The organism is Amycolatopsis sp. NPDC051758 (assembly GCF_044453095.1).
GTDB lineage: Bacteria > Actinomycetota > Actinomycetes > Mycobacteriales > Pseudonocardiaceae > Amycolatopsis.
This window is the reverse complement of sequence record NZ_JBITCJ010000020.1, coordinates 91,606-102,637: the sequence shown is the minus strand read 5'-3', so window position 1 is coordinate 102,637 and position 11,032 is coordinate 91,606. Positions and strand designations below refer to the sequence as shown.

The window sequence follows — 11,032 nt, the reverse complement described above, 5'->3', positions numbered from 1 at the left end:
TGGCCGCCGAGTACGACACCGAGGGGAACTACATCTACCCCGAGGGCTTCGACCCGGACACCCAGGAGTGGCAGGAAGGCTTCGACAAGCAGCGTGAGGAGTGGGAGCGCCAGTACGCCGAGGCGCACACTCGTTACGAGGCCCACATGAAGCAGGTCCAGAAGGCCGTCGAGGCCGACGCGGAGGCCGCGGCCGACGCGGCGACCGGCATCGAGGGTGGCGCGGAAAGCTACACCTCGGGCTCGGCTCCGGCCGACACGAAGAGCACCGGTGGCACCCTCGCCTCCGACGAGCAGCTCGCGGCGCTCCGCGAGAAGCTGTCGGGCGGCGCGTGAGCCTCAGCGCTCTGAGCTGAACCACCACGAACCCCCGGTCCACTTCGGACCGGGGGTTCGTGGTTTTCGCGGCCTCGTCGGACGTCATGAACGACTCGTTCATCGCACCAGCCCGGGGCGCATCGGCCGGGAGCGCTCAGCGGTTGTGCAGGCCCAGGCCGGTGATCATCGCGATGACCCCGCGGCGGTACATCTCCTCGTTCGCCTCTTCGGTCGGCGGGATGAACCAGTCCGGCAGGGGCGTCCGCGAAGCCAGCATCAGCTCCGACCCGACCAGGCCGTGCATCGCCGTCCACAGGTGGTACGCCGCCGTGCGGGCGTCCGCCGCCGGGAGACACACCCGCTGGACCCGGCCGATGAACAGGCCGAACGTCGTGCGCAGCACCGCCGACCGCAACGCCGGGTCGGGGTCGAAGCCGGGCACCGGGCGCTCGAACATCAGCGCGTAGCGGGCCGGGCTCGCCAGGGCGAAGTGCCGGTACTCGAGTGCCAGGTGCAGCAGGTCCCCGATGCCGTCCGGGCCCGCCGGCGGCAGCGCTTCCAGCATCTCCCGCAACGAGTCGAAAGTGCGCTCGTACAGCGCGTCGAGCAGGCCCGAGCGTCCGCCGAAGCGGGCGTACACCGAGATCGTCGACGCGCCGGCGGCCTCGGCCACCCCGCGCACGGACAGTCCCGGAACGCCGCGGTCGAGCAGCACCGACAACGCCGCTTCGAGGTACCGCTCGCGGTTGCCCTGTTCGGCGGGGCGCATCGACAAGTGCCTGGTGGCCACGCGCACCCCCTTCGCAGCAGCCGGCACAGCCGGCTTCCGGGTGACCCACCCGCAGCAGAAGATACGATATCCGGCGTCTCTTGGGAATGCGCCGGATGTCCGGATGTGCGGGATTCCCGTCCGGTGGGCACAGGTCCGAGCACCCAGCGCGCTGGCATCGTCGGAAGTCTCCGACGAAAGGGCTTTCCGATGACCACCTCAGTCGCCGATGTGACCGTCCCCGACACCGCGCTCGCCCGCGAAGCCGCCGAGCTCGTCCGGGACACCGCCGGCCCGCTGCTGTACGACCACTCGTCCCGCGTCTACCTCTTCGGCGCGCTCCAAGGCCGGCGGCGCGGCCTCGACTTCGACGCCGAACTGCTCTACGTCGCGGCGCTGTTCCACGACCTCGGGCTCGTCGACGGCCACCGCACCGACCGCCGCTTCGAGCTCGACGGCGCGGACGAGGCGCGGCGCTTCCTGCTCGGCCACGACGTGGACCCCGAGAAGGCCCGGATCGCCTGGACGGCCATCGCGCTGCACACCACGCCGGGCATCCCCGAGCACATGGAACCCGAGGTCGCGCTGGTGACGGCCGGGGTCGAATACGACGTCCTGGGCATCGGCTACCAGGACCTCCCCGCCGAGGCGCGGGCCGCGGTCGTCGCCGCGCACCCGCGGCCGGACTTCAAGCGGCGCATCCTCGCCGCGTTCACCGAAGGCATCCGTGACCGGCCCGACACGGCGTTCGGGAACGTCAAAGCCGATGTCCTGGCCCGGTTCGTGCCAGGCTTCGTCCGGCAGGACTTCGTCACCACGATCTTGGACTCACCCTGGGAGGACTGACCCGGATGGCACACCCCGAGCCCGGCACCGTCGTCGTCACCGCGAGCGGCGACGGCACCTACACGCAGCAGGTCACCACGGCGACCCACACGCTGCTCGTCGACGAACCGGTCGCGGTCGGGGGCGCCGGCGCCGGCCCGAACCCGTACGAGCTGCTGCTCGCTTCGCTCGGCTCGTGCACGGCGATCACGCTGCGGATGTACGCCGACCGCAAGGGCTTCCCGCTGGCCAAGGCCACGATCCGGCTCCGGCACGACCGCATCCACGCCGAGGACTGCGCCAAGTGCGAGACCGAGCGCGGGATGATCAGCCGGATCACGCGGGAGATCGAGCTCGAAGGTGAGCTGGACGACGACCAGCGCGCCAAGCTCATGCTGATCGCGGACAAGTGCCCGGTGCACCGGACGCTGTCGTCGGAAATCGCGATCGAGACGAGCGAAACCGGCCGGTGAGCGGCGGGCGTCAGGCGGCGCGCGCGACCACCGGCCGCACCGTGGCGACGCCGACGGCCGGTACCCAGATGCGTTCGAGCGCGGCGGCGCGGGCCTTGCGGCGGAGCCCGGCGAAGCTGTGCTTGGCCGGCACCAGCAGGGCGCTCAGCCAGGTCCGCCGGTAGTCGTCGAGGGCCACGGCCACGGAGCGGTGAAGAACGCAGTGCACCAGCCCCGGCGTTCCGAGCCGGTGCTTCCCGGCGTGCTTGCTGTCCGCCATCGTTCCTCCGTGTGGGCGACCCTGACGCGCGCACGGTACGCAATCGCGCCGCCGGAGGTGGGGAATCCACGCGGCGTGTCCGAATATCGGTTGAGTCACGCGTCACGATCGTCTTGCGGATCACCCGTTCGTATGCCCCGGTTACGCCGTTACGCGGGCGGGGCCGTGACCTCGCTCTTCGTGCACGTCGTGGCGAACGGGATCCACGTGCTCTTCACCGTGTACAGCGTGCGGAACGACTGGGCGTGCACCCGGTAGACCCCGGACAGGCAGTGGGCGACCGGCTCGGCCGGCCTCGCCGCCGTGACCTCGGGTACCGCCAGGGCGAGCCCGCCCGCCCCCAGCGCCACGACCGCCGCCCTGCCGATCTTCGTCATCCTCATGATGGTCCCTCCCCTTGACCAGGCGGGCCGGTGACCCGCTGCCCGTCGCATCGGAAAACGATTACCCGCGTTACGGGGCGGGTGCGCGTGTCACACGAATGGGCGCACCAGGCGCTGACCCCGATGGCTTGACTAGGGTGATCGGCATGTTGCGCGTGGGGCTGACGGGTGGGATCGGGGCCGGCAAGTCGACCGTGGCGAACCGGCTGGAAGAGCACGGCGCCGTGCTGGTGGACTCCGACCGGATCGCCCGCGAGGTGGTCGAGCCCGGCACCGAAGGGCTCGCCCGGCTCGTCGAGGAGTTCGGCGCCGAGATCCTGGCCGCGGACGGCTCGCTCGACCGGCCCGTGCTCGCGGCGAAGGCGTTCGCCGACGACGAGTCGCGGCACCGGCTGAACGCGATCGTGCACCCCCTGGTCGGCGCCCGCACCGGGGAGCTGATGGCCGCCGCCCGGCCGGACGCGGTCATCGTCCACGACATCCCGCTGCTGGTCGAGAACGGCCTCGCGACCGCCTACCACCTGGTCGTGGTCGTCGACGCGCCGGTCGAGGTGCGGGTCCGGCGGCTCGTGTCGGCGCGCGGGATGGCCGAGGAGGACGCGCGGGCGCGGATCCGGGCGCAGGCTAGTGCCGAGCAGCGCCGCGCCATCGCGGACGTCTGGCTGGACAACGGCGGCGCCGAAGACGCCGTGCTCGCCGATGTCGACGCGCTGTGGGCGGACCGGCTGGTGCCGTTCGAGGCGAACGTCCGGCTGCGGCGCCCCCGGCCGCCGATGTCCCCGAAGATCGCCGAGTACGACCTCACCTGGCCGGCGCAGGCCGAGCGGGTGCTCGCCCGGGTCCGCGCCGCGGCCGGGGAGCTGGCCCTGCGCGCCGACCACATCGGCTCGACCGCCGTCCCCGGCCTGCCCGCCAAGGACGTCCTCGACCTGCAGGTGACGGTGGCCGCGCCGGACGACGCCGAGGCCTTGACGGAGCTGCTGTCCGACGCGGGCTTCCCCCGGCTGGACGGCGACTGGTACGACGACGCCCAGGACGGCGGCGAGCCGTGGCCCAAGCGCCTCCACGTCGGCGCCGACCCGCGGCGCCCGGTGAACCTGCACGTCCGCTCGACGGAGACGCCCGCGTGGCGGCTCGCGCTGCTGTTCCGCGACTTCCTGCGCGCGAACCCGGACGAGCGTGACGACTACCGCGACGTGAAGCTGCGGCTGGCCGAGGCGCACGCCGAGGACGGCACGGTCGAGGCCTACGCCGACGAGAAGCAGGAGTGGGTGAACGCCGCGTTCGGCCGCGGGGAGAAGTGGGCCACGGCCACCGGCTGGACGCCCTAGGAGCCCAGTAGTCCGCGCTCGAACGCCACCGCCACGGCGGCCGCGCGGTCCTTCACCCCGAGCTTCGTGTAGACGTGGATCAGGTGCGTCTTGACCGTCGCTTCGCTGATGAACAGCTTCTTCGCTGCTTCCTTGTTCGTCGATCCGCGGGCGACGAGGGTGAGCACCTCGAGTTCTCGCTGGGAGAGCGATTCCTGGGCCGGCTCGCGCATCCGGCCCATCAGCCTGCCGGCAACGGCGGGGGAGAGCACCGCTTCGCCGCGGGCGGCGGCCTCCACGGCGCGGAACAGGTCCTCGCGCGGGGCGTCCTTGAGCAGGTAGCCGGTCGCGCCGGCTTCGATGGCCGGGACGACGTCCGAATCCGTGTCGTACGTCGTGAGCACCAGGACCCGCGCCGGGTTGCCCAGCCGGGCCAGCTCGGTGATCGCCGCGACGCCGTCGGTGCCCGGCATCCGCAGGTCCATCAGCACGACGTCGGGGCGCAGCCGCTCGGCCAGCACCACCGCTTCGGCGCCGTTCGCCGCCTCGCCGACCACCTCGAAACCGCGGCCGGTGAAGATGCCGCGCAGTCCGTCGCGGACGATCGGGTGGTCGTCGGCGATGAGCACGGTGATCGTCACGCGGAGGCCTCCGGCAGGGGCGGGACGGCGGGGAGGGCGGCCGAGACGGCGGTGCCGCCGCGTTCGGACTCGATGTGGAGCGTACCGGCCAGCCGCTGGATGCGGCGCCGCATGCCGGCCAGCCCGAAACCGGGCCCGGGTCCGGGGGTGAAGCCGACACCGTCGTCCCGGACGTCGAGGGTCACTTCGTCGTCCATGTAGGACAGCGTGAGCCAGACCCGGCCGGCCGCCGCATGTTTGTCCACATTGGACAGCGCTTCCTGGGTGACGCGCAGGATCGTCGCCTCGACCTCCGGGTGCAGCCGGCGGGGCGTGCCGGTGGTGGTGCACGCGGCGGGCACGCCGGTCCGCTCGCTCCACCGCGTCGCGACGTCCGCCAGCGCGTCGGGAAGTGTTGCGGTGTCGAGGGGTTCGGGGTGCAGTGCGCGCACCGACCGCCGGGCGGCGGTGAGGTTCTCCCGCGCGAGCGCGGTGGCGGAGTCCAGGTGCCGCCGCCACTCGGCCGGCTCGTCCCCGGCCAGCGCGGCCGCTTCGAGCTGGGTGATGATCCCGGCGAAGCCCTGCGCCAGCGTGTCGTGGATCTCGTGGGCGAGCCGCTGCCGTTCGTCGAGGGTCCCGGCTTCCCGGGCCTGGCTGAGCAACTGCCGTTGCAGGCCTTCGTTCTCCGCCTGCGCCACGTCCAGCTCCTCGAGCGTGCGGCGGCGCTCCTCGTTCTGGCGGGCGACCGCGGACGACAGCAGCCCGCCGCCCCCGATGGCCCCGGTCTGCACGATGACGATCGTGATCCAGAGGCCCGGCCGCTCCTGCAGGGCGTGGACCGGCCCGCCGCTGCCGAGGGTGTTGATCAGCAGCGACGTCACCGCCAGCGCGGCGAAGGCGAGCCACAGGGGCCGCAACCGCATGGCGGCCAGGAACGCGAAGATCATGAAGATGACGTACGTGACGTCCCGGGCTTCGAGGACGCTGCCCAGCCCGATGACGCCGAGGAACGTGAGCAGGGCGAAGGCCGGCTGATCGCGCAGCCGCGACGGCGCGAAGACCGTCGTGCCGAGCAGCCAGCACGTGGTCGCGGCGACCAGGGCGCCGGTGGTCGCCCACCAGCGGCCGTCGTGCCCGCCGACCCCGAGGGTGACCGCGGTCGCGATCGCCAGCAGCAGGCCGGCCAGGTACCGCTCGACCCGGTGCAGCCACGGCTGCCACTCGCTCGGGGTGCGCCCCGGCTCCGGGGGCCACAGCGAGCGGTTCCAGTCGATCTTGGCGGTCACGCTCTCATGTCCTTGAGCGCGGGCCAGATCTCGGCCCAGCTCGCGGTCCGGCCGGTGAGCTGCCAGACCGGCAGGTGCGCGCTCGCGTTGCGGACGCCGAGGGTGTTGCCGACCTGGCCGACGATCCGGGCGTCGCCGAAGTGCTTCGCGAGTTTCGAAGGGTCGTAGCCGACGAAGAGGACGTTGTCCGCGTTGTCGTCAGGGCGGCCGAAGTACCAGAAACCCCGGCTGGGGCTGTACGCCTCGGGCAGGCCGTGCTCCGGCCCGTACCGGTCGAGCGCGCCGGCCTGCCAGTAGCCGCCGGTGACGATCGTGGTGCCCGGCGGCGCGGTCCGGTACAGCGCGGCGACGTCGCCGGCGAGGTCCGGCCAGCCGATCTCCTCGGCCGCGTAGGCGGGCCGCGGCGCACCCGGGTGGTCGACGAGCCAGTGCGCGGGCCACACCGGCAGCGTGAACGGCAGGCTGAACAACGCCGAGAGCACGAAGACCGGCCAGGTCGGCACCCACCGCCACCACCGTGCCGGTTCGCGTGCTTCCAGGTGCACGGCCGCCGCGGCCCACAGCACGCCGAACATCCCGGTCGCGTAGTAGTACCGCCCGTTCGCGACGAGGAAGACCACAACCACGCCCAGCGCCGTCCAGCCCAGGAACCGGTACGGCCGCAGGTCTTTGCTGCCGAGCAGCACGGCGACGCCGTAGAGGACACCGAGCGCGCCGATCACCCAGCCGGCGCCGGCCAGCAGGTCCGGGACGAAGCTTTCGCGGCCGCCCGCCGCGTCGACCTCGGCGCCGACCGCGTCCCCCATGGCGAGTTGCGGCCAGCCGTTCGCGCGCTGCCAGAGGAGCGTCGGCACCAGTGACGCGGCGGCGATCAGCGCGCCGAGCCAGAGTTGGGGGCGGCGCACCAGTTCCCGCGGACCGAACACCAGGACCGCGAGCCCGGCCACCGCCCAGAACGCGGCGATGAGGAGCTTGTCGTTGAGCGCGATCGCCGTCACCACACCGAGCCACACCAGCAGGGAGTCGGCGCGGGTGCGCACCCAGCGGACCAGGAGCCACAGCACGAGCGTCCACAGCAGCGGGTCGATCGTCGACGTCGCCAGGTAGTGGCCACTCCCGACGAACTGCCCGCAGATCGCGTACGCCGCCGCGGCGCGGACCTGCGCCTTGCGCCGCCCGCCGAGCTCACGCGCGATCAGCGCGGTGACGACCACCCCGGCCGCGGTGGCGGCGATCGCGGGCAGCCGGAAGACCACCAGCGAGCCGGGCGCGAGGGTGTTCATCGCCCACGCCAGGAACGGGACGAGCGGCGGCTGGTCGGCGTACCCCCAGGCGAGGTGCTTGCCGGCGGCGAGGAAGTAGAGCTCGTCTCCGAAGTAGCCGTAGCGGCCGGCGGTGAGCAGCAGGACGGCGGCCACCCCGGCCGCGAGCAGGGCGACCGGCCGCCGGGCGAACGGCGCGAGCTCGGCTTTCGCCTGGTCGGGGGCCGTGGTCACGGCGTCCATCGTGCTCCTGTTCCTCGTCCGGCCCGGTCCTTCCCGCACCCTACGTGCCGGGGCCCGGCGGCACCGCCCCGATGGTGACGCCGGGCACGCGGCTCACGTGTGGGTGTTCACGAGCTCCGGCCAGAGCGCGGGCCACGGCTCGGTCCGGCCGGTCGCCAGCCACAGCGGGACGCCGTCGAAGTAGCTCGGCTTCGTCCCGCCGGTGTCCACCTGCCCGATCGGCCGCAGTTCGGTGAAGTGCCCGAGAAGCGGCCGCGGATCCTGCCCGACGAAGAGGACGTCCGTCGCGCCTTCGGCGGGGACGGCCAGCGTCGCGTAACCGCGGTTGCCGCTCGCCGGCTCCGGCAGGCCGAGGTCGCGGCCGTAGCGGTCGAGCGCACTCGCCGCCCAGTACGTCTCGGTCACCACCGCGGTGTGCTCGCGGCCGGGCAGCCGGGCGAACGCGTCCGCCACCGACCGGGTTCCTTCCGGCCAGCCGATCTCGGCGAAGGCGAACACCGGCGCCGGCAGCGCCGGGTGCTCGGTCAGCCACGACTGCGGCCAGATCGGCAAGGCGACGGGCACCACCAGGATCACCGCGAGCGCGTAGCCGGGCCAGGTCGCGATCCACCGCCACCAGCGCGCCGGCTCCCGGCGTTCGAGCGCGACCGCGGCCACCGCCCAGCAGAGCGGGTACATCCCGGCGACGTAGTAGAACCGGCCGTTCACCGCCAGGAACACGACGGTCAGCACCAAGGTCGTCCAGCCGAGGAAGCGCAGCTCGCGGCTGCGCAGCAACCGCCACAGGCCGTAACCCAGCAGGACGGCGCCCACCGGGAGCCCGGCGGTGAGCAGGGCCGTGGGCAGGAACGTCAGCCGGCCGCCCCAGGTCCCGCCGACCTCCTGCGAGATCGCCGCGCCCATGCCCAGTTGCGGCCAGCCGTGCGCGGCCTGCCAGAGGAGCGTCGGCACCAGCGCCACCACGGCGATCGCGGCGCCGGCCCACAACGCCGGCCGGCGCAGCAGCTCCCGCGGACCGCAGACGAGGAGCGCGACCCCGGCGGCGAGCCAGAAGCCGCCGACGAGGAACTTGGTGTAGAGCGCGACCGCCGTCACGACGCCGGCCCAGACGAGCAGGCCGTCGGCGCGGGTGCGCAGCCACCGGACCAGCAGCCACAGCAGGACGGTCCACAGGAACGGGTCCACTGTGGACGTCGCGAGGTAGTGCCCGCCCGCCAGGAAGTTGGTCGCCACGGCGAAGGTCGCGGCGGCCAGTGTCTGCGCCTTCGCGCCACCGCCGAGCTCCCGGGCGATCAGCGCGGTGAACACCACGCCGCCGAGCATCACCAGCAGCGCCGGGATCCGCAGGACGAACGGCGAGTGCCCGAGCTCGTCCATGATCCTGGCCAGCAAGGGAAGCAGCGGCGGCTGGTCGACGTACCCCCAGGCGAGGTGCCGCCCGGCGGCCAGGAAGTAGAGCTCGTCGCCGAAGTAGCCGTAGCGGTTCGCGGTCAGCAGCAGCGGGACCGCCATCAGCCCGGTCACCAGCGCCACCGGGATCCGGGCGACCGGCGCGACCGGCCGGATCCCGGTGGCCGTCGTGGCGGGCGTGGTGGTCACACCCATCGGAACACCCGGGCCGCGATCGTGGTGCAGACGACCGCGCAGGCCGCCAGCGCACCGAGCTGCAGCAGTTCCGGGGCGTTCCCGGCCCACGTGGCGCGCAGCCCGTTGAGCGTCGCCCCGAGCGGCAGGATGTCGGCAACGTGTTGCATGACCGGCGAAAGCTGCTCCTTGGGCACCCAGACCCCGCCGAGCGCCAGCATCGGGAAGAACAGCGCGGTCCCGATGCCGCTGGCCGCGCGGCCGGTCGGCGCGAGCGCCGCGACCAGCAGGCCGACCGAGAACAGGGCCGGCGCGCCCAGCACGATCGTCAGCAGGAACCCGCCGGGGTTGCCCGGCAAGCTGATGCCGAGCGCGAGCCGGCCCACCCCCACGATGAGCAGGACCACGACCACCGCCGCGGCCAGGTTGACCAGCAGCTGCGCGGCGAGCAGCCGGCTCGGCGGCACCGGGCTCGCGGAAAGCCGCTTCAGCAGGCCCTTTTCGCGGTAGGTGCCCATGGTGTTCGGGAACTGCGTCAACGCCAGCATGGCGAGCAGGATCGTCACGGCCATCGGCGCGATCACCGTGGCCAGCGCGCTCTGGCCGCCGTACTTCGGGTCCGGGTCGTTCGCCCCGGGCAGCAGCCCGAACACCAGCAGCAGCGCCAGCGGGATGCCGACGACGACGGCCGGGGCGCCCGGGTCGCGCAGGAACACCTTCGCCTCGGCGGTGGTCAGCTTGGTCAGGACGGTCATGGTCTTCCCCCTCATTCCGGGCGGTGGCCGGTCAGGGCCACGAACGCGTCGTCGAGGCCGGCCTGCTCGACCCGCAGGTCACCGGCGATCACGCCGAGCCGGGCGAGCAGCGACGTCACCGCGTGCAGCACGTTGCCGTGGCCGCTGACGACGACCTGGCCGCCGTGCCGCTCGACCCGGCGGACCTCGGGCAGCGCCTCGAGCAGCCCGGGGCCGAGCGGCGCCGACGGCCGGAACCGCACGACCTGCTCGTCGGTCACCCCGGCGATCAGCCCGGCCGGCGTGTCGACGGCGACCACCCGACCGGCGTCGATCACCGCGATCCGGTCGCAGAGCCGCTCCGCCTCGGCCATGAAGTGCGTGACCAGCAGGATCGTCACGCCCTGGTCGCGCACGGCCTCGATCAGGTCCCAGGTGTCGCGGCGGGCCTGCGGGTCGAGGCCGGTGGTGAGCTCGTCGAGCACCGCGACCTCCGGGCTGCCGATCAGCGCGAGCGCGATGGACAGCCGTTGCTGCTGGCCGCCGGACAGCTTCTTGTACGCGGTGTTCCGGTGCTCGGTCAGCCCGAGCGTCGCGAGCAGCTCGTCCGGGTTCGCGGGAGTGCGGTAGAAGGCGGCGTAGAGGTCGAGCAGCTCGCCGGCCCGCAGCTTGTCCTGCAGCCGGCTTTCCTGCAGCTGCACGCCGAGGCGCTGGCGAAGCTCGGCCCGGTCGTGGCGCGGGTCGAGGCCCAGCACCGAAAGCCGGCCGGCGTCGGGTGTCCGCAGCCCTTCCAGGCATTCGACGGTGGTGGTCTTGCCCGCGCCGTTCGGGCCCAGGACACCGAAGATCTCACCGCGCTCGACGGTGAACGACACGTCGTCGACCGCGACTTTCTCCCCGTACCGCTTGTGCAGGTGCTCGACCTCGATGACCGGCATGCCGCCGTCCCCCTTCGATCCGTTCCGTG

12 protein-coding genes and 1 pseudogene are annotated in these 11,032 nt (G+C 73.0%); 4 read left to right on the top strand and 9 right to left on the bottom strand.

Going from position 1 to position 11,032, the window contains the following annotated elements; genetic code table 11:
- A pseudogene (gene rpsA, locus ACIA5G_RS50490) lies at positions 1–335 on the top strand (30S ribosomal protein S1); the annotation flags it as partial.
- Between the two features lie 136 nt (positions 336–471).
- Here rpsA and ACIA5G_RS50485 read toward each other — a convergent pair.
- On the bottom strand, positions 472–1,086 hold the full coding sequence (locus ACIA5G_RS50485) for a TetR/AcrR family transcriptional regulator (RefSeq protein ID WP_395937131.1): 615 nt from the start codon (positions 1,084–1,086) through the stop codon (positions 472–474).
- Between the two features lie 210 nt (positions 1,087–1,296).
- Between ACIA5G_RS50485 and ACIA5G_RS50480 the strand changes: the two genes are divergently transcribed.
- A complete protein-coding gene (locus ACIA5G_RS50480) occupies positions 1,297–1,932 on the top strand; it encodes an HD domain-containing protein (RefSeq protein ID WP_395937120.1) in 636 nt (211 codons plus the stop codon).
- A 5-nt stretch (positions 1,933–1,937) separates the two neighbouring features.
- Positions 1,938–2,384, top strand: coding sequence for an OsmC family protein (locus ACIA5G_RS50475; RefSeq protein ID WP_395937118.1), 447 nt, complete (start codon positions 1,938–1,940; stop codon positions 2,382–2,384).
- A gap of 10 nt (positions 2,385–2,394) precedes the next feature.
- Here the strand turns inward: ACIA5G_RS50475 and ACIA5G_RS50470 are convergent, their stop codons facing one another.
- The gene (locus ACIA5G_RS50470) at positions 2,395–2,643 is read right to left on the bottom strand and encodes a hypothetical protein (protein WP_395937116.1); all 249 of its coding nucleotides are present in this window, start codon (positions 2,641–2,643) and stop codon (positions 2,395–2,397) included.
- Positions 2,644–2,792: 149 nt separating this feature from the next.
- A complete protein-coding gene (locus tag ACIA5G_RS50465) occupies positions 2,793–3,020 on the bottom strand; it encodes a hypothetical protein (RefSeq protein ID WP_395937114.1) in 228 nt (75 codons plus the stop codon).
- A 152-nt stretch (positions 3,021–3,172) separates the two neighbouring features.
- On the opposite strand from ACIA5G_RS50465, the gene coaE reads away from it, so the two are divergent.
- Positions 3,173–4,357, top strand: a complete 1,185-nt coding sequence (gene coaE / locus ACIA5G_RS50460; RefSeq protein WP_395937112.1) for a dephospho-CoA kinase — start codon at positions 3,173–3,175, stop codon at positions 4,355–4,357.
- On the opposite strand, the gene ACIA5G_RS50455 is transcribed toward coaE, so the two are convergent.
- From ACIA5G_RS50455 to ACIA5G_RS50430, 6 genes are all read right to left on the bottom strand, one after another.
- Entirely contained in the window at positions 4,354–4,977 is a 624-nt protein-coding gene (locus ACIA5G_RS50455) for a response regulator (RefSeq protein WP_395937110.1), read from the bottom strand. The two genes, coaE and ACIA5G_RS50455, sit on opposite strands and share 4 nt — an antisense overlap.
- A complete protein-coding gene (locus ACIA5G_RS50450; protein WP_395937108.1) occupies positions 4,974–6,242 on the bottom strand; it encodes a sensor histidine kinase in 1,269 nt (422 codons plus the stop codon). The genes ACIA5G_RS50455 and ACIA5G_RS50450 overlap by 4 nt, the downstream gene beginning before the upstream one ends.
- The gene (locus tag ACIA5G_RS50445; protein WP_395937106.1) at positions 6,239–7,747 is read right to left on the bottom strand and encodes a glycosyltransferase family 39 protein; all 1,509 of its coding nucleotides are present in this window, start codon (positions 7,745–7,747) and stop codon (positions 6,239–6,241) included. Before ACIA5G_RS50445 ends, ACIA5G_RS50450 begins: the two co-directional genes overlap by 4 nt.
- 93 nt (positions 7,748–7,840) lie before the next feature.
- Positions 7,841–9,352: an ArnT family glycosyltransferase gene (locus tag ACIA5G_RS50440; protein WP_395937104.1), complete on the bottom strand. Its 1,512-nt coding sequence runs from the start codon at positions 9,350–9,352 to the stop codon at positions 7,841–7,843.
- Complete coding sequence (locus ACIA5G_RS50435; RefSeq protein WP_395937102.1) at positions 9,343–10,086, bottom strand: ABC transporter permease; 744 nt, start codon at positions 10,084–10,086, stop codon at positions 9,343–9,345. The genes ACIA5G_RS50440 and ACIA5G_RS50435 overlap by 10 nt, the downstream gene beginning before the upstream one ends.
- An 11-nt stretch (positions 10,087–10,097) precedes the next feature.
- Positions 10,098–11,003, bottom strand: coding sequence for an ABC transporter ATP-binding protein (locus ACIA5G_RS50430; RefSeq protein WP_395937100.1), 906 nt, complete (start codon positions 11,001–11,003; stop codon positions 10,098–10,100).
- Between the last annotated feature and the right edge of the window lie 29 nt (positions 11,004–11,032).